Origin of the sequence: Stenotrophomonas sp. RIT309 (assembly GCF_000632045.1) — a bacterium.
GTDB lineage: Bacteria > Pseudomonadota > Gammaproteobacteria > Xanthomonadales > Xanthomonadaceae > Stenotrophomonas > Stenotrophomonas indicatrix.
On record NZ_JFYS01000002.1, the window covers coordinates 88218 to 106245 of the forward strand.

18 protein-coding genes are annotated in these 18028 nt (G+C 68.0%); 3 read left to right on the forward strand and 15 right to left on the reverse strand.

Translation table 11 applies throughout. The features are described 5' to 3' along the window. Positions 1 to 9 precede the first annotated feature (9 nt). Positions 10 to 501 carry a dihydrofolate reductase gene (locus BW38_RS18225; protein WP_032974940.1) on the forward strand — a complete coding sequence of 164 codons (492 nt, stop codon included), beginning with the start codon at positions 10 to 12 and terminating at the stop codon, positions 499 to 501. Between the two features lie 48 nt (positions 502 to 549). On the opposite strand, the gene BW38_RS18220 is transcribed toward BW38_RS18225, so the two are convergent. The 10 genes from BW38_RS18220 to BW38_RS18175 all read right to left on the reverse strand — a co-directional run bounded on the left by BW38_RS18220 (position 550) and on the right by BW38_RS18175 (position 10385). Beyond that, positions 550 to 1194, reverse strand: coding sequence for a DUF1287 domain-containing protein (locus BW38_RS18220; RefSeq protein WP_032974941.1), 645 nt, complete (start codon positions 1192 to 1194; stop codon positions 550 to 552). After that, entirely contained in the window at positions 1191 to 2186 is a 996-nt protein-coding gene (locus tag BW38_RS18215) for a symmetrical bis(5'-nucleosyl)-tetraphosphatase (RefSeq protein ID WP_032974942.1), read from the reverse strand. Before BW38_RS18215 ends, BW38_RS18220 begins: the two co-directional genes overlap by 4 nt. A gap of 15 nt (positions 2187 to 2201) precedes the next feature. Further along, on the reverse strand, positions 2202 to 2585 hold the full coding sequence (gene apaG, locus BW38_RS18210) for a Co2+/Mg2+ efflux protein ApaG (RefSeq protein ID WP_025877914.1): 384 nt from the start codon (positions 2583 to 2585) through the stop codon (positions 2202 to 2204). Positions 2586 to 2598: 13 nt separating this feature from the next. After that, entirely contained in the window at positions 2599 to 3402 is an 804-nt protein-coding gene (rsmA, locus tag BW38_RS18205; RefSeq protein ID WP_025877916.1) for a 16S rRNA (adenine(1518)-N(6)/adenine(1519)-N(6))-dimethyltransferase RsmA, read from the reverse strand. Continuing rightward, positions 3399 to 4379: a 4-hydroxythreonine-4-phosphate dehydrogenase PdxA gene (pdxA, locus tag BW38_RS18200; RefSeq protein ID WP_025877918.1), complete on the reverse strand. Its 981-nt coding sequence runs from the start codon at positions 4377 to 4379 to the stop codon at positions 3399 to 3401. The genes rsmA and pdxA overlap by 4 nt, the downstream gene beginning before the upstream one ends. A 3-nt stretch (positions 4380 to 4382) precedes the next feature. Then, positions 4383 to 5726, reverse strand: coding sequence for a peptidylprolyl isomerase (locus BW38_RS18195; protein WP_032974943.1), 1344 nt, complete (start codon positions 5724 to 5726; stop codon positions 4383 to 4385). Further along, positions 5723 to 8203, reverse strand: a complete 2481-nt coding sequence (gene lptD, locus BW38_RS18190) for an LPS-assembly protein LptD (protein ID WP_235189888.1) — start codon at positions 8201 to 8203, stop codon at positions 5723 to 5725. The genes BW38_RS18195 and lptD overlap by 4 nt, the downstream gene beginning before the upstream one ends. Positions 8204 to 8292: 89 nt before the next feature. Beyond that, positions 8293 to 9231 (reverse strand): histone deacetylase family protein, encoded by a 939-nt coding sequence (locus BW38_RS18185; protein ID WP_025877923.1) that lies wholly within the window; start codon positions 9229 to 9231, stop codon positions 8293 to 8295. A 6-nt stretch (positions 9232 to 9237) separates the two neighbouring features. Further along, positions 9238 to 9792, reverse strand: coding sequence for a cob(I)yrinic acid a,c-diamide adenosyltransferase (locus BW38_RS18180; RefSeq protein WP_025877925.1), 555 nt, complete (start codon positions 9790 to 9792; stop codon positions 9238 to 9240). A gap of 8 nt (positions 9793 to 9800) precedes the next feature. Next, positions 9801 to 10385 carry a hypothetical protein gene (locus BW38_RS18175; protein WP_025877927.1) on the reverse strand — a complete coding sequence of 195 codons (585 nt, stop codon included), beginning with the start codon at positions 10383 to 10385 and terminating at the stop codon, positions 9801 to 9803. Positions 10386 to 10492: 107 nt separating this feature from the next. Here BW38_RS18175 and ubiH point away from each other — a divergent pair, with 107 nt between their 5' ends. Further along, positions 10493 to 11698, forward strand: coding sequence for a 2-octaprenyl-6-methoxyphenyl hydroxylase (gene ubiH / locus BW38_RS18170; protein ID WP_032974945.1), 1206 nt, complete (start codon positions 10493 to 10495; stop codon positions 11696 to 11698). Continuing rightward, positions 11695 to 12876 carry a UbiH/UbiF family hydroxylase gene (locus tag BW38_RS18165; RefSeq protein ID WP_032974946.1) on the forward strand — a complete coding sequence of 394 codons (1182 nt, stop codon included), beginning with the start codon at positions 11695 to 11697 and terminating at the stop codon, positions 12874 to 12876. Before ubiH ends, BW38_RS18165 begins: the two co-directional genes overlap by 4 nt. Positions 12877 to 13150: 274 nt before the next feature. Here BW38_RS18165 and BW38_RS18160 read toward each other — a convergent pair whose 3' ends face one another. The 5 genes from BW38_RS18160 to BW38_RS18140 form a co-directional block, all read right to left on the reverse strand. Next, positions 13151 to 13549: a hypothetical protein gene (locus BW38_RS18160; protein ID WP_032974947.1), complete on the reverse strand. Its 399-nt coding sequence runs from the start codon at positions 13547 to 13549 to the stop codon at positions 13151 to 13153. Continuing rightward, positions 13549 to 14616 (reverse strand): 23S rRNA (cytidine(2498)-2'-O)-methyltransferase RlmM, encoded by a 1068-nt coding sequence (gene rlmM / locus BW38_RS18155; protein WP_025877934.1) that lies wholly within the window; start codon positions 14614 to 14616, stop codon positions 13549 to 13551. Before rlmM ends, BW38_RS18160 begins: the two co-directional genes overlap by 1 nt. Then, on the reverse strand, positions 14600 to 15160 hold the full coding sequence (locus tag BW38_RS18150; protein WP_032974948.1) for a nucleoside deaminase: 561 nt from the start codon (positions 15158 to 15160) through the stop codon (positions 14600 to 14602). The genes rlmM and BW38_RS18150 overlap by 17 nt, the downstream gene beginning before the upstream one ends. Positions 15161 to 15256: 96 nt before the next feature. Then, the gene (locus BW38_RS18145) at positions 15257 to 15988 is read right to left on the reverse strand and encodes a DUF6348 family protein (protein WP_025877939.1); all 732 of its coding nucleotides are present in this window, start codon (positions 15986 to 15988) and stop codon (positions 15257 to 15259) included. 177 nt (positions 15989 to 16165) lie between these two features. Then, positions 16166 to 17914 (reverse strand): glutamine--tRNA ligase/YqeY domain fusion protein, encoded by a 1749-nt coding sequence (locus BW38_RS18140; protein WP_025877940.1) that lies wholly within the window; start codon positions 17912 to 17914, stop codon positions 16166 to 16168. Between the last annotated feature and the right edge of the window lie 114 nt (positions 17915 to 18028).

Sequence of the window (18028 nt, forward strand, 5' to 3'; positions counted from 1 at the left end):
GGCCGCACCATGAAACTTTCGATGATCGTTGCACTGGATCGCAATCGTGGCATCGGCCAGGGCAACGCCATGCCCTGGCACCTGCCGGACGACTTCAGGCACTTCAAGGCGTTGACCCTGGGCAAGCCGATCCTGATGGGGCGCAGGACCGCCGAATCGATTGGCCGCGTGCTGCCCGGCCGAACGAACCTGGTGCTGACCCGCAGCGGCCAGGTGCCGTTCGAGGGCATGCGCGCGGTGGCCTCGCTGGACGAGGCGAAAGCGATTGCAGAGGGCGAGGGCGCCAGCGAGCTGTGCATCATTGGTGGCGGCGAGATCTTCCGCCAGCTGCTGGACCAGGCCAGTGATCTGTACCTGACCTGGGTGGATGCCGAAGTACCGGCCGATACCCATTTCCCGGAGGTGGATGAGCGCTTCTGGCAGCAGGTGGCCAGTGAGCCGCACGCGGCCGATGAGCGTCACGCCTACGCGTTCCGCTTCGTGCATTACGTCCGCCGCTGAGCGCGGCGTCCTGTAGAGCCCGGCCGTGCTCGGCTCTATAGGATCGTTCTACGGCATCCGGTAGTGGCCGATGATGGTGTGCTGGAACAGCAGGTTCTCTTCCCGCGTACCGCGCGCGATGTTGTGCAGTACCAGCGGCGTGCCGTCGGCCAAGCGCCGGTCGGAAACGATGCCTACGTGCAGCAGGCCGTTGCCGTTGAGCTTCCAGGCCACGATGTCGCCGGCAGCGAAGTCGCTGGGAAGGGCACTGATCGGTTGCTGCCAGCCGTGGCGGTCGAACCAGCGCATCAGGTTGGGCACGCGCCGGTGGTCGATGTTCCGATCCGGTCGCGACAGGCCCCAGAGGGCCGGATAGGCGCTGAAATCAGCGCGCATGTCTTCGTTCACGCGGACCTGCAGGTCCAGCCCCTGCGTACGCAGGGCGCGGACCACCACGTCGGTGCATACGCCGCGATCAGCGGGCACGTCGCCACCGGGGTAGGCCAGTACCTGATAGGCAGGGTCGTAGCGGGTGGTGACGCCGATCTGTGCGCGTGCGGCAGCGACCAGCGGCGGCGAAGGTGCAGGAGCTGATGCAGGGGCGGCGGTAGCGTCGGCGCCGGCAGTCGCTGGCGACGATGAGGGCTGGCAGCCGCTGGCCAGGGCCAGCGTCAGCAGCAGCACCGTCCATGGTGCGCGGTTGCCGGGCGTCATGCCGAAGGAGGCGTTCCGTTGTTGTTGCCACCACCGCCACCACCACGGCGGCGGCGGCGGCGCGGACCACGGTTGCCCGGGGCGCCAGCCGTTGCAGCGTTGCCGTTGCCCTGGCTGTTGTCCTTGCCTGCCGTGCGCTCGTGTGCCGGCCGCGCGTTGGCGACCGGTGCCGGTACGTCGCGTCCCGGTACCTGCACCACGCGCAGCTCATCGGTGTCGAGCTGGATCGCGGTGAGCTTGCCACCCCACACGGCACCGGTGTCGATCGCGTGGATGCCCTGGGTGATGGTCAGGCCGAGCGCGGACCAGTGGCCGCAGACCACCTTCAGGTCGCGTTCGACCCGGCCCGGCACTTCGAACCAGGGATACAGCCCCTGTTCCTGGGTGCCCGGCGTGCCCTTGTCCTCGATGCCGATGCGGCCGCGCGAGGTGCAGTAGCGCATGCGCGTGAGCACGTTGATGATCGCCCGCGAGCGCTCGTAGCCGGTCAGGTTCGGCGCCCAGCTGGGCTTGTCGCCGTACATGTTGCGGAACAGCTTGCGGTAGCCGGCGCCGTGCAGCTGCACTTCCACTTCGGCCGCATGCTTCTCGGCCATCTGCGTGGTCCACTTCGGCGCAAGGCCGGCATGCACCATCATCCAGCCAAGCTCGCGGTCCACGTGCACCAGTTTCTGCAGGCGCAGCCAGTCCAGCAGCACATCGCGGTCTTCGGCCTGGACGATGCGCAGCAGGTCCGGATTGACCTTGCGCTGCTCTTCCTCGGTGCGCGCACCGACGGCCAGCAGGGAAAGGTCGTGGTTGCCGAGCACCACCACGCTGTGGTCGCGCAGCGAATGCACCAGCCGCAGCGTTTCCAGCGACTGTCCACCGCGGTTGACCAGGTCGCCGCAGAACCACAGGGTGTCCTGCGCCGGATCGAACCGGATCTTCTCCAGCAGGCGCTGGGTTACGTCATAGCAGCCTTGCAGGTCGCCGATCGCCCATACACTCATCGTTCGGCCTCCGTGTCAGTGCAGGGTGCGCGGGATGGCCAGCACGAAGGGTGCGACCGGCGCGGCGAATTCGGTGCCGTCGTCGGCCACCATGTCGTAATGGCCCTGCATCGTGCCGTGCTCGGTGCCGAGCATGACACCCGAGGTGTAATGGAAGTCTTCACCCGGACGCAGTCGCGGCTGTTCGCCGATCACGCCATCGCCATCGACATGCTCGACGCGGCCATTGGCATCGGTGATGCGCCAGTGGCGTGCGACCAGGCGCGCGGCAACGCGGCCCTGGTTGTGGATGCGGATCGTATAGGCGAACGCATAACGACCGTCTTCCGGCGCGGATTGGTCGTCGAGGAAGCGCGGGGCGACTTCGACGGAGATGGCATAAACGTCAGCGTCTTCCATACCGGCAGTGTAATCAGGTGGCATTGGCCAAAGCGATGAATTCAGCCACGTCCAGCTGTTCGGCGCGGGCATCGGGGCGCACGCCGGCGGCCACGAACTGCTCGGCGCTGACCACGTTGTTCAGGGCATTGCGCAGGGTCTTGCGGCGTTGGCCGAAGGCGGCCTTGACCACCTCGGCGAAGCGCTTGTGGTCCTTGATGTCGATGCTGGCCGGGTCGCGCGGTACCAGGCGCACCACGGCCGAATCGACCTTCGGCGGCGGCCTGAACGCACCCGGCGGCACCACGAACAGCGAGGTCACCTCGCAGTAGGCCTGCAGCATCACGCTGAGGCGGCCGAACACCTTGCTGCCGGGACCGGCAGCCATGCGGTCGACCACTTCCTTCTGCAGCATGAAGTGCATGTCCGAGACCACCGCAGCATGTTCCAGTGCATGGAACAGGATGGGCGAGGAGATGTTGTAGGGCAGGTTGCCGACCAGGCGGATCGGCTGTCCGTCGGCCAGCTCGGTGAAATCGACCCGCAGCACGTCGCGGTTGACGATGGTCAGTTCACCCAGGGGCTCGGCGGCGGCGGTCAACGGCGCGATCAGGTCGCGGTCGAACTCGATCACCGTCATCTTCGGGTGCACGCGCAGCAGCGGCAGGGTGATCGCACCCTGGCCCGGGCCGATCTCGACCAGGCGGTCGCCGTCCTTGGGATTGACCGCCATCACGATCTTGTCGATGTAGTAGCGGTCGGCAAGGAAGTGCTGGCCGAGCTGCTTCTTGGCCGGGGCGGAAAACACCGGGCCGGAGGGGGAATGCGGGGAAGTCATGTGCTCAGTGTACGTTGCCGCGCCAGCCGCGCACACAGCGTTGTGGCGGCCTGCAGGCTGGAAGGATCGGCAATGCCGCGGCCGGCAAGATCCAGCGCGGTGCCGTGGTCCACCGCCACGCGCGGATAGGGCAGGCCCAGGGTCAGGTTCACCGCCTGCTCGAAGCCGGAGTACTTCAGCACCGGCAGGCCCTGGTCGTGGTACATGGCCAGCACGGTGTCGAAGCCGGCCAGCTTGGCCGGCAGGAACGCGGTATCGGCCGGCAGCGGACCGATCAGGTCCATGCCCTCGCTGCGCAGGCGCTGCAGCAGCGGGATGACCAGATCCAGTTCCTCGCGACCGAGGTGACCGTCTTCGCCGGCATGCGGGTTCAGGCCAAGCACGGCGATGCGCGGTGCGGCCAGGCCGAACTCGCGGCGCAGCGCGGCATGCACGGTGCGCAGGGTGTGTTCCAGGCCGGGCGCGGTGATCGCATCGGCAACCTCACGCAGCGGCAGGTGGGTCGTAGCCAGGGCAACGCGGACGATGTCGTTGGCCAGCATCATCACCACCTTCACCCCGGCCTGGTCGGCCAGCAGTTCGGTGGTGCCGCTGTAGGCGATGCCGCCCTGGTTGATCACCGCCTTGTGCACCGGGCCGGTCACTACGCCGTGCAGTTCACCGGACAGGCAGGCCTGGCCCGCACCGAGCAGGGCACCGATCACCGCACCTGCGTTGGCAGGGTCGGTATGGCCGAAACGGCTGGGGGCGCTGTTGGCGACGGCGCGCAGGCGCAGATCGCCGGGGACGCGTGCGTGTGCGTCCTCGGGCAGCAGTTGCAGGGGCAGATCCAGCGCGGCTGCGGCCGCGCGCAGGGTGTCCGGATCGGCGAATGCCAGCAGCCGGCAATCATCGCGCGGCTGCTGGACCAGTCGGACACACAGTTCCGGGCCGATCCCGGCGGGCTCGCCCGGTACCAGAGCGAGCTCGGGGAGCATGGCTCAGGACTGCGGAGGCGTGGCGGTATTTTCCGCCCGGTCACCGCTGCGGAAGCTGACGTAGGCTTCGCCACGCAGCTCCTGCAGGAAGCGGTTGTACTCGTCTTCCAGCTTGCGGCGACCGATGGTCTCGCGGACCTGGGCGCGCTGGTTGTCACTGCCGACGTCGGTCTGGCGGGTGCCCACGCGCTGCACGATGTGCCAGCCCGCATCGGTGCGGAACGGCTGGCTTACGCCGCCGTCCTGGATGCCTGCCACCTGCTGGCCGAAGGCCGGGCCGAACGCGTCGGCCGGGAACCAGCCCAGATCGCCGCCCTGGCCCTTGCTGTTGGTGTCCTCGGACGATTCCTTGGCCACCTGCTGGAAGTCGGCACCGCCGGCAATACGCGCACGCAGGGTGTCGATCTTGGCCTTGGCGGCCGCGTCGGACTGGGCATCGTCCACGCGCACCAGGATATGGCGGCCGTGGTACTCGGTGACCGTGTGGGTGCCTGCCGCCGCGCTGGCGTCACGCACTTCCACCAGCTTCAGCAGCTGGAAGCCACTCGGGCCACGGATCGGGCCGACCACTTCGCCGGGCTTCATCTGCTGCATCGTCTGTGCGAACGCGGCCGGGATTTCATCCAGGGTGCGCCAGCCGAGGTCGCCGCCTTCCAGTGCATTGGGGCTGTCGGAATAGCGCACGGCCGCCGCATTGAAGTCCAGTTCGCCCTTGTCCAGCAGGGCCTTCACGCCATCAGCCTTCTTCTGGCCGGTGGCGATCTGCTCGGCGCTGGCACCGTCGGGCAGGGCGACCAGGATGTGTGCGAGGTGGAACTGGTTGCCGGCATCGGCCTGCTGCTTCAGGGCAGCATCGACCTCGCCTTCGCTGACGCTGATGCGGCTCTGCGCGAAGCTCTGGCGCAGGCGCTGCACGGTGATCTCGTCACGCACCGAGGCGCGGAAATCGTTGAAATCGATACCGTCACTGGCCAGGCGCTGGCGCAGGGCATCCAGGGTCGAGCCGTTCTGCTGGGCGATGGCATTCATCGCCTGGGTCAGTTCCTGGTCGCTGACACGGATGCCGCTGCCCTGGGCACGGGCCACCTGCAGCTTGACCAGCACCAGGCGCTCGAGCACCTGGCGGCTGAGCACGTCATCGGGCGGCAGCTGGGCCTCGCGGCCGGCGTACTGCGCCTTGATGTTGGCGATCGCACGCTGGAGCTCGCTCTGCAGGATCACGTCCTCATCGACGACAGCAGCGATGCGATCCAACGGCTGGGCCTCCTGCGCAAGAACCTGCAGGGGGGCGGACACGCTGGACACCGCCAGAAGCGATGCGAGGAGAACGGGGAAGCTCTTGGTCATGGGATCTGATTCGGATCGTAGTCATCGCGGGTCGCTCCGGTGTTGCTGGGCGGCACGAGATAGAGGTCGTCGCGGTTGTAGCCGAGGATAGCACGGCGCAAAGTGCGGTCCGTGTCCTGGCCGAGGGAGCTCAAGCCCTTGAGCACGAACTCGAGCTGGATGGAGTTGTTCATTTCGCCTTCGCGGTTGCGTACGTAGCGGCGGGCCACGGCGCGCACGGCCAGGCAGCAGCTGTCCCACTGTACGCCACCGATGATCTCCAGCGGTTCCTTGTCCTGGATCGAGTAGTAGTAGCGGCCGACCAGGCTCCAGCGCTCGTTCAGCGGGTACAGGAACGACAGGTCGGCCTGTTCCAGCAGGGTGCGGTCATGCTTGTTGGCGGTGGCCGGGGCGCCGGAATTGATGCGGTAGCGGTAGGTCAGGTTGACCACGCCGTCGTTGGACATCAGGTAGCGGGCACGCACGCTGGCCAGATCCTCGCGCTTGTACTTGGGGTCCCACTGATAGGTGGCGCCCAGGGTCCAGCGGTCGTTGATCATGTAGTTGCCGTCGGCGATCCAGGCCGACTTGCCCTTTTCAACCGGCGCGCCACCGGGGACCACGCTCACCCGCGACTCGTCGAAGTACTGGATCTGGCCGATGGAGGCCGAGAAACGCTCCTTGCCGGTGGTCTGGTCGATGAAGCGGGTACCCAGCGCCAGAGTCAGCTGGTTGGCGTCGTTCTGGCGATCGGCGCCGGTATAGCGCGAATCGCGGAACAGCTGGCCCCAGCTGAAGGTGAAGTCGCGGGTATCGAAGATCGGCAGCTCGTCCTGGTTGCGGTAGGGCGTGCGCAGGTAGAACAGGCGCGGTTCCAGGGTCTGCAGGAACGACTTGCCACCGATCTTCGTCTCACGGTCGAAGAACAGGCCGGCATCGAGGCTGGCGATCGGCAGGCTGCGGCTGGGCGAGGTATTTCCGCGAAGCTGTTCCGGAGTGGCCGTGTTCGGGTCGATGCCCTGCGAGACCAGGATGCTCCTGCGGGTGGCATCGGCCAGCCCGCGGTCCAGCTCGTAACCGGTGTAGCGGTAGGCCAGGGTCGGGGTGATGTACCAGGACGCGCCGCTGATCGGGAATGACACATAGGGCTTCACATCCAGGCGTGAGCCACCATACATGCGCTGGGTCTGGCCGTTGCGCGTGTACTGCAGGTCGGGACCGGCCTCGGCGCCGTACTTGAAGTTGATGTCGTCGTGGGTGAAGCGCACGGCCTCGGCGTAGACGCCGGTCTCCAGCCACGGCAGCAGCGGCTTGTCCCAGTTGAGGTACAGGCGCGGCTGGCGGTTGTACGGCAGTGCGCGCTCGTCAAGCGTGTAGTCGGTCAGCTGCCAGCGGTCGGCCATGATGCCGGCCGTCCAGTTCTTGCCGGTGCCGTACAGGCCGACCGTGCTCTGCAGGTTCGACGCGGTGACGCCCACCAGGCGATTGGCGAAGTCTTCCACGTAGCGCTCGTCGCTGACCCAGGCCAGGTTGGCGCGGGCCTGCCAGTGGCTGTCCACGTTGTGGTAGCCACCGAATATCACCTGGCCGCGATCGCGGTCGCGCAGCTTGTCGTTGGGCATGAACGCGGTGATCAGTTCACCGCGGCCGCCGTTGTAGAGGTAGCGGAACTCGTTGTCGAGCATCAGGCCGCGCCGGCTCATGTAGCGCGGGGTCAACGTGTCGTCGTAGTTCGGCGCCAGGTTGAAGTAGATCGGCTGTGCGTAGTCGAAACCGTTGCGGCCGGACATGCCCAGCTGCGGGAACAGCAGGCCGGTCTTGCGCCGGTCATCGATCGGGAACTTGAAGTAGGGCGCCCACAGCACCGGCACCTTGCCGATCCGCAGCACCGCGTTGCGGGCGGTGCCGAAGCCTTCGTCGTTGTCGACTTCGATCTCCGGGGCGGTCAGCTTCCATACCGGCTGCGACGGGTCGCAGGTGGTGTAGGTGGAGCGGTGCATCTGCCCGACCGCGCCCTGCAGGTCGACCGATTCGGCTTCACCGTTGCCGCGGCGGGACACCAGCTGGTACTGGATGTCGGTGATCTTGTGGGTGTCGCTTTCCTGGTTGCCCTCGGCGCGCTTGGCGACCATCCGGATCGAGGCATCCTGGTAACGGACGTTGCCGTCGGCGACGTAGTTCCCGCTTTCGGTATCGAAGCTGAGCTTGTCGGTGCCCACGAACTGGTCGCCCCGGCGCAGCGCCACGTTGCCCTGGTACTGCGGCACGGTGGTGGTGCCCAGCAGCTGGTCGCCCTCGATGTCGGTGGGCTGCTGTTCGCGCGCAGCGCTGGCGGCAGCCTTGTCCTGGCCGGGCACCGGGGTCGGTGCGTCGGTGAACGCAGGGATCACGTCGGTGGCCGGGCAAAGGCCCCAGTTGAGCGGCTTGTCATCAGCCCATGCCGGAAGGCAGACGGCGATGCTCAGGGGCAGGGGAAGCAGGCGGAGGGCTCGGCGCACGCGGTTCGGATTCGGGCGAAAACGGACGGTAGCTTGCCCCATCCCTTGCATAGGGGCAATGAAGGCCTCCCCGGGTTGCCGGTTCGGGTTCATCCAGGCCCGTTGCCGGAGGGCGTGTCGATCAGTGCCTGCAGGTGGGCCACGCTGCACTCGGCCAAGGCCTGCAGGTCGTATCCTCCCTCCAGCATCGACACCACCCGGCCGGCGGCATGGCGGCGTGCCAGCGCGTGCAGTTCGCGGGTGATCCAGGCGAAATCGTCGGTCTCCAGCATCAGGTCGGCCTGCGGGTCGCGCAGGTGGGCGTCGAAGCCTGCCGAGATCAGCAGCAGCTGGGGGCGGAAGTCGTCGATCGCCGGCAGCATCTCGTCGGCCCAGACGTTGCGGAAGCGGAAGCCGCCACTGCCGGGCGGCAGCAGGATGTTCATCAGGTTGCCGGCACCGCGGTCACGGCGCAGGCCGGACTCGGGGAACAGCCCGGCCTGGTGGGTGCTGTAGTAGGACACCCGTGCGTCGTGCTGGAAGATGTCCTGGGTGCCGTTGCCGTGGTGGACGTCGAAGTCGACCACTGCGATCCGCTCCAGACCGTGGCGGTCGCGGGCGTAGGCGGCGGCGATGGCGATGTTGTTGAGCAGGCAGAAGCCCATCGCGGTGCTGCTGGTGGCATGGTGGCCGGGCGGGCGCACCGCGCAGAAGGCCAGCGGATCCTCGCCCAGCATCACCGCATCGACGGCCGCGACACCTGCGCCGGCGGCGTGCACCGCGGCGCTGGCCGAGCCCGGCGAGGTCCAGGTGTCCATGTCCAGCTGGCGCAGCGGTGCGCTCTGCGGTTGCAGTACCAGATCCAGCAGCGCGCTGTCGTGGACCCGGGTCAGTTCACCGAACTTGGCCGGCGGCGCTTCGCGCCAATCCAGTTGGCCGGGGAAGGCCTCGTGCAGCGCGTCGAGCACCACCTGCAGGCGTTGCGGGCATTCAGGATGGCCAGGGCCCGGATCGTGCAGCAGGCAGGCGGGATGGGTGAAGACCAGCACGGCGGCTCAGCGCTGGCGATGCTGTGGTTGCCACAGCGCTTCGCCGTGGCCATCGGCCCGTGCCAGCACCCGGGCCAGCACGAACAGCAGGTCTGACAGCCGGTTGAGGTACTGCAGCGCCTCGCTGCGTACCGGTTCCACGCGGGCCAGGGCGACCGTGTCGCGCTCGGCGCGGCGGACCACGGTGCGCGCCAGGTGGCAGCGCGCGGCGGCCTCGCCACCGGCCGGCAGGATGAACTCCTTCAGCATCGGCAGGTCGGCGTTGTAGTGGTCCAGCTGCTGTTCCAGCGCCGACACATCAGCGGCGTGGATGGCGGCATGGCCGGGAATGCACAGTTCGGCGCCCAGATCGAACAGCTGGTGTTGCAGGTGCACCACCAGTGCGCGGACGTCCTCCGGCAGCGGCACGGCCAACAACAGGCCGAGCGTGGCGTTGGCTTCATCGACGGTGCCGTAGGACGCAACACGCAGGTCATCCTTGCCGACCCGGCTGCCGTCACCCAGGCCGGTGCTGCCGTCGTCGCCGGTGCGGGTGTAGATGCGCGAGAGGCGATGACCCATGGCGTGGCTCAGTGGTGGATGTCGCGGCGGGCCTGCAGGAGCTTGAGCACCTGCTCCACGGCCAGCTGCAGTGCGGCGGCCAGGGCCACGTAGATCGCAGTGGTGCGCAGGTAGGGGCCGAACCACTGGGCGTAGTTCTGTGCCCATCCGGCCACGGTCGGCTCGGCCACGTTCTGGCTGGTCCAGTAGAAACCGCCCTGCGCCAGCAGATGGCACAGCGCCACCGACGCCACCAGCAGCAAGGCACCCTTGCCCAGCACCGACCACTGCGCGCTGCGGTAGTTGCGGCCCAGCAACATGCCACCGGCCCACATCGCGAAGTAGGCCGGCAACAGCAGCCAGTAGCCCGGCGATACGCAGTAGTGCTGCCAGAAGTCGAGGCCGCTGCTGCGGATCACGATCCAGTCGACCAGCACCGCGAACACCATCAGCAGCGGGAACGCCCAGCGGGTCCAGCGGGCGAGATAGAAGCCGCCGATGAAGAACACCGCCCAAGAGGCGTCAGGGATTGCCGCGAAGTGATTGACGCGGGTCGCAGCCAGCAACAGCACGAGCACTGACAGGACGAAGGCGCGGGGGGCGGAGTCGGACATGGCGGTGGGCCGGAGCGGATTCAGGTTTCATTCTAGCCCGGCGCGGCGCTTGGCGCAGGCGGGGCGGCGTGGGGCATGCCGGCGCGGCGAGCGCGTATCATGCGCCCATGAGTGAACGACATGACGTGCTGATCGTCGGTGGCGGTCTGGTGGGTGCCAGCCTGGCCATCGCCCTGGACCGCCTGGGCCGCGACGTGGGCCTGCTCGAAGCCAGCCCGGCCGGGGAACTGCCGGCGGTGTTCGACCAGCGCAACCTCAGTTTTGCCGCCGCCACGATCAACGCGCTGACCGCGCTGGGGGTCATGCAGAAGCTGACGATGGCCCCCGGCCCGATCCGCCGCATCCATGTCAGCCGCGCCGGCGATTTCGGCCGTGTGCAGCTCGATGCCGCAGAGTACGACCGGCCATGGTTCGGCCAGGTGGTGGTGGCGCGTGATTTCGGCCAGGCGCTGGAAAGCCGGCTGCAGGAGTTGTCACGGCTGCGCCGCTACCGGCCGATGCGTTTCCTTGGCCTGGGCGAGGTGATTGACGGCTACCGCCAGGTGCGGGTGGCCGATGACAGTGGCGAGCGGGTGCTGCTGGCGCGGCTGGTGGTCGGTGCCGACGGCACCAGCAGCGGCGTGCGCGATGCGTTGGGCATCGACGTTGATCGCCACGACTTCCAGCAGACGCTGTTCGTGGCCCGCGTGCGCAGCCAGCGCGCGCCCGATGGCACCGCCTGGGAGCGTTTCACCGATACCGGCCCGACGGCGTTGCTGCCGCGTGGCGACCGCCATTTCGGCACCGTGCACGGGGTTGCCCGTGACCAGGCAGAGGCGGTGATGGCGCTGGACGACGCTGCCTGGCTGCAGCGCCTGCAGCAGGCCATCGGCTGGCGGGCGGGCCGCCTGCTCGACTCCGGCCCGCGCAGTGCCTATCCGCTGATCCAGGTACTGGCGCGCGCGCTGGTGGGGGAGCGCGCGGTGCTGCTGGGCAATGCCGCGCAGACGATCCACCCGCTGGGTGCGCAGGGTTTCAACCTCGGCCTGCGCGACGCATTGACGTTGGCCGAGCTGCTGGAAGTGGAGGGTGATGCCGGCAGCGATGCACTGCTGCGATCCTACGTGGACCGCCGCGAAGAAGATCGACGGCAGACGGTGGCGTTCTCCGGCGGCCTTGCCCGGCTGACCAGCAATCCGGCGCCGCTGCTGCGCCCCTTGCGCAGCCTGGGCCTGGTGGCCGCACAGCGCGCCTCGGTGCAGTCGATGCTGGTTGGTGGTGCGATGGGCTTTCGTGGCGATGTGCCGCGCCTGTGCCGTGGAGAAGCCGCATGAACCGGCGCGCACGCCTGGACGTGGCCATTGTGGGCGGCGGTGTGGTCGGCGCCGCCTGTGCGCTGGCGCTGGCCGATGCCGGCCTTGCCGCAACGCTGGTGGAAGGGCGTGAACCGGCACCATGGCAGGCCGCACAGCCCGATCTGCGGGTGTTCGCCTTCGCCGCCGACAACGTGCAGTTGCTTGAGCGTCTCGGCGTGTGGCCGACGATCGCCCAGGCACGCGCCTGGCCATACCGGCGCATGCAGGTGTGGGACGCGGCCGGTGGCGACGACCTGCTGTTCGACGCCGATCGCTTCGGCCGTCGCGAGCTGGGTTTCATCGTCGAGAACGGCTTGCTGCAGGATCGCCTGTGGGCGGCGCTGCCGGCAGCTGGCGTGGAGCTGCATTGCCCGGCGCGCGTGGAAGCGCTTGAACAGGACGAGCACGCTGTGCGCCTGCGCCTGGATGATGGTCGTCGCGTCGAAGCCGCGCTGGCGGTGGCTGCCGACGGTGCTGAATCGACCCTGCGCGGACTGGCCGGGATCGACGTTGAACGCCACGACTACCAGCAGCGCGGTGTAGTCGCCTATGTGGACAGCGAGCTGCCCAACCAGGCCACGGCCTGGCAGCGCTTCCTGCCGACCGGTCCGCTGGCGCTGTTGCCGGTGGCCGAGCGCCGCAGTTCCATCGTCTGGACATTGCCCGACGACGAGGCCGCACGCGTACTGGCCCTGGACGAAGACGCATTCAATCGTGAACTGACCCGCGCTTTCGCCGCGCGCCTGGGTGAACTGCGGCTGGCCTCGCCGCGCGCGGCCTTCCCGCTGCGCCGGCAGCTGGCCCGCCACTACGTGGCCGGTCGCGTGCTGGCGCTGGGCGATGCCGCCCACGTGGTGCATCCGCTGGCCGGGCAGGGCGTCAATCTTGGCCTGCGCGATGTCGCCGCCCTGCAGCACTGGCTGGCGCCGTCGGCCGAACGGCGTGGACAACCCCGGTTGTCGCCGCAGCGCGTGCAGCGCTGGGCGCGTGAGCGTCGCAGCGACAACCAGATCGCCGCCTACAGCTTCGACGCGATCAACCGGCTGTTTTCCAACGACGAGATGCACCTGACCCTGGCGCGTGGCCGCGCGCTGGGCTGCGTAGGCAAGTGGCCGCCGCTGGTGCAGGCCTTCTGGAAGCGCGCCGCAGGGGTGTGACGGCGAGGCCCTGGTACATGCCAACCTTGGTTGGCGCGCCGATCGGGCATCCTCGCCCCAGCTGGAGTGAGGGCCTTCCGGCCTTGTGCCAACCAAGGTTGGCACCTACCAAAAGCGGGCCATGCCGGTCTGCAGCGAATCGCTTCTGTAGACGCCAACCTTGGTTGGCGCGCGAGCCCCGGATCATCCGCCGGTAGCGCCGGGCCCTGCCCGGCGAGCGCGCAGCGCGGTTCACCGATCCCGCCGGGCGTGGCCCGGCGCTACCGGAATCGGGTCAATCGATCAGCCAACCGGCAAGGTCAGCGCGGTCCAGCTTGCCGCGACGCTTGCTGTCCAATGCGTTGAACTCATCGGAAAGCGCCGGATTGGCCAGTGCTTCGTCACGGCTGATGAAACCATCAGCGTTCACGTCCAGCTCGGCGAAATGGATGCGGTACTGGCCGACCACGCTGGCCGGCGCCAGCGAACGCACCGTTACCGGGGTTTCGCCCAGCGGCACCACGATGTCGACGCTGCCGGTCACGCGGCCGGCCGACAGCGACTGCTGGCGGACCACGCCACTGTCATCGCGCAGCGGGGCGCTCTGTGCCGGCTGCGGGCGCGCCGGTTGTGCCAGTGCCGGCAATGCCAGCACCGCGGTACACAGCAGCAGGGAAATGCGCGGGATGTTCATCAGCGCAGCGGCGACGCCAGCACCGTGATTTCCTCACGGTCGTGGTACAGCTGCTTGGCACGTACCACCAGCGGCTTGCCGGCCTGCTCCTGGAACAGGTCCAGGCACAGGCGGGTTTCGTCCCAGCGCTTCTTCATCGGCAGCTTCAGGTTGAAGATCGCGTGCCTGCACCAGCCCTCGCGGAACCAGGTGGCCATGCGTTCGGCGACGCGACGCGGTTGCTCGACCATGTCGCAGACCATCCAGTCCAGCGGCTGCTCCGGGTGCCAATGGAAACCATCGGCGCGCAGGTGTTCGACCAGGCCGGTGTCCAGTACATGCTGGCGCAGCGGGCCGTTGTCGATGCTCAGCACATGCACGTGCTGGCGGGTCAGCACCCAGGTCCAGCCGCCGGGCGCCGCGCCCAGGTCGGCCGCACGCATGCCCGGACGCACCAGCGCTTCGCGTTCTTCCGGGGCGAGCAGGGTCAGCAGCGCCTCATCCAGCTTCAATGCCGAACGCGAAGGCGCGTCGGGCAACAGCTTCAGGCGCGGAATGCCCAACGCCCAAGGTGCGCTGTCGTCCGGGTTGGCCACGCAGATGAAGGCATGCGTGCCATCGACAAACACCACGTGCAGGCGCGGCAGGCGTGCGTTGGGTTTGTCGCTGAGTTTGCCGGCCTTGCGCAGCGCCGGGCGCAGGGCATTGCCGAAGGCACGCGCGAGCCCGGACAGCGGTTTGCCGGCGTCCGAATCGGGATGCTCCACCCACAGATCACCGAAGCGCGGCGCATCGGCCAGCACGTCCAGCATCGGCGTGATGCGGTCGGCCGGGTCCAGCTGCGGCAGCTCGGCCAGCACCACCAGCTTCTGGCGGGCGAAGATCAGCTCGCGCCACGGCAGTCGCGGTGCAAGCGCTGCGGCTTCATCGCACATGAAGAGCACGTAGCCGTCGTTGCGCTGGGTACGGGCGTAACCGGCAAAACCGGCGGCGCCTGCGCGGAACTGCAGTTCGCCGGCCAGTTCGGGCTCGAAGCCCTGCCGGCACAGGCACAGCAGGCCGATGCCGGCCTCAGTAACGGGCGCCATCGCTTTCCCCATAGGTACGCAGCACGCTGCGCGCCGCATCGCGGTTCAGGCCCTGCACCACGTCGATGCCGCGCTTGTTGAGCTCGCCCACCCAGTCGGCCGGCAGCGGGCCTTCATCGAACGGGGTCAGTTCTTCCACGTCGGCCGAACTGGCGCCGATCAGCAGGCGGTCGATGCCGGCCCACACGGTGGCGCCGTAGCACTGGCAGCACGGCTGCGAGCTGGTGGCCAGGGTGATCGGCGACAGTACCGCGTTCAGGCGCGGGGTCTGCAGGCGCTGCTGGGCCAGCATGTAGGCCATGTTCTCGGCGTGCGCCAGCGAGGTCGAATGCGGCATCACCCGGTTCACGCCGGCAGCGATCACCTTGTCATCCGGCCCGAACACCACGGCGCCGAACGGGCCGCCACTGGCGTGGTCGACGTTCAGCCGCGACAGCTCGATCGCCAGCGCGACCTTGGCCTCGTCGCCCGGATATCGACGATCCAGGTCGATCTGGTCGTGGATCCAGGCGGGAAGGGTCAGGTGGACTTGCGCGTACAGCATCGCGGGGGTGCCTCGTTGGGAGTGAAAGGAACAGGTGCAACAGATGTCGGCGCGCAGTGTAGCGGCAGTGGCATGTACCGGGCGTGCGCGCTGGATTCAGGCCGCTGAGGGTGAGCCGGTGCGGATCACCACGTACTGCTTGCGGAATTCCAGCCCCGCCTGCGGCCAGCGCGCAGCATAGGCGCGCAGCAGCGGCAGGGCAGGGGCGAAGTCATGGCCGTTGACCCGGCAGTCGGCTTCGCACTGGCCCTGCTCGTCGCGCGAAGCGAACAGGCGGATGGCCAGGAAGTGATGAGCCTTCAGCAGATCGTCGAAGGCGTCGATGCTCCTGGTGAACAGGCAGCAGGGGCAGGAACCGTGGTCGTCTTCGCTGCACGCAGCAGCGTCGTCCAGTTCGCGGGCGCGGTAATGGGCCAGCGGTCCCAGCACCACGGTGCGCTCGTGTTCCCGGCCGTCTTCGTTGGTCGGGTAGGTCAGTCCCATCATCGGCAGATCCGGTGCGTCTTCAGCGCCGATGGCGGCCTGCAGGGTCGCCAGATCCACCCGCACCCAGGTCTCGAAGCCGGACAGCAGGGATTCCTGTTCGGTCGCGCCATTGGCGTGCTGGTATTCGAACAGGCCATCGGCGAACAAGCCCGCGTGACGGGTCTCGATGACGGTGGAGGTCTGCCAACCGCCGTTGTCCCGCTCGTTGCTGGCGACACCGTGCGGTGTCAGGTGCAGGCCACTGTCGAGCAGCAGTCCGTCGCCCTCGACGGTGCAGGCGATGTCACGGCCCAGCAGGACCTGTTGCAGCAGCGGCAGAAGTGCACTCGGGGCAGCGGACATGGCAGGGCCTGATGGGTAGGAAAGAACGGACGATGATGGCGGTATCCGCTGCACAGCGGCAGTGCGTGCCACGTGCGCAGCACGGCCGGGCCGCGTCCGCTGGTCGGCGCTGCGGCTTCACGGGATGGGGCACTCGCCGGGATGACGCGGGCGCCTGTGCGGCGCCCGCGCAGGTGCTCAGGCCGACCAGGTGTCGCGCAGGGTCACGCTGCGGTTGAACACCGGCTTGGCTGCGGTGTGGTCGCGGCGGTCGGCAACGAAGTAGCCGGTGCGCTCGAACTGGAACGACTGTTCCGGCGCCGCGGTGGCAGCCGCCGGCTCGACATAGCCGATGACGGTGCGACGTGATTCCGGATTGAGGTAATCGCGGTAGGTCTTGCCTTCCGATTCATCGTCCGGGTTCGGCACCGAGAACAGGCGGTCATACAGGCGGATCTCGGCCGGCACGCCGTGCACCGCGCTGACCCAGTGGATGGTGCCCTTGACCTTGCGGTTGGCGCCTTCCATGCCCGGGCGCGACTCCGGATCCAGCCAGCCGCGCAGTTCGGTGATGGTGCCGTCGGCATCCTTGATCACTTCATCGCAGCGGATGATGCCGGCGCCGCGCAGGCGCACTTCGCCACCGGGAACCAGGCGCTTCCAGCCCTTCGGCGGCACTTCGGCAAAGTCCTCGCGGTCGATCCACACTTCACGTGCGAACGGCACTTCGCGGGTACCGAAGCTTTCGTCCTTCGGGTGGTTGCTGAAGGTCAGCTGCTCTTCGTGGCCGTCGGCCAGGTTGGTCAGCACCAGCTTGACCGGGTCGACCACGGCCATGCGGCGCGGCGCGGCGCTGTCCAGGTCTTCGCGCAACGCGCCTTCCAGCACGCTGAAATCGATCAGCGAATTCTGCTTGCTGATGCCCACGCGCTCGGCGAACAGGCGCATCGCCGCCGGCGTGTAGCCACGGCGACGCAGGCCCTGCAGGGTCGGCATGCGCGGGTCTTCCCAGCCGTCCACCAGCTGTTCGGTGACCAGCGCCATCAGCTTGCGCTTGCTCATCACCGTGTAGTTGATGTTCAAGCGCGAGAACTCGATCTGGCGCGGCTTGGCCGCTTCGCGCGGCAGGCCGGCGTCGACCAGCGGCTGGGTCAGCGCGTCATCGTGGGCGAAGTCGACGTTGTCCACGCACCAGTCGTACAGCGGGCGGTGGTCTTCGAACTCCAGCGTGCACAGCGAGTGGGTGATGCCTTCGATCGAATCGCCCAGTGCATGGGCGAAGTCGTACATCGGGTAGATCGGCCAGGCGTTGCCGGTGTTCTGGTGTTCGACGTGCTTGATGCGGTACAGGGCCGGATCACGCAGGTTGATGTTGCCGCTGGCCATGTCGATCTTGGCGCGCACGGTGCGCGCGCCATCGGGGAATTCACCGGCGCGCATGCGGCGGAACAGGTCCAGGTTTTCCTCGACGCTGCGGTCGCGCCACGGCGAGGGCCGGCCCGGTTCGGTCAGGGTGCCGCGGTAGGCGCGCACTTCCTCGGCCGACAGGTCACAGACGTAGGCCTTGCCGTCGGCGATCAGCTTCTCGGCGGCCAGGTAGTAGGCGTCGAAGTAATCCGACGCATGGCGCAGCTCGTTCCACTCAAAGCCCAGCCAGCGCACGTCGTCCTGGATCGCGGCCACGTACTCCGGGTCTTCCTTGGCCGGGTTGGTGTCGTCGAAACGCAGGTTGCAGACGCCGCCGAACTCGCCGGCGACGCCGAAGTTCAGGCAGATCGACTTGGCGTGACCGATGTGCAGGTAGCCGTTCGGCTCGGGCGGGAAGCGGGTCTTGATCGCCTGGTGCTTACCGCTGGCCAGGTCCTCGCGCACGATCTGGCGGATGAAATCGCGCTTCTCGTGGCTGTCGGCGGGGGTCTCGGGGCTGGCGGGGGTGTGCTCTGACATGAGTCGGCGAAAGAAAGGCAGAAAGATTGCCAGTCTAACGCTTACCGGGAAGGGCTGCCCGGCGAGCGCAGCGGCACCATTCAGCCCCCGGGCGTATGCTGGAATCCTGTCCCA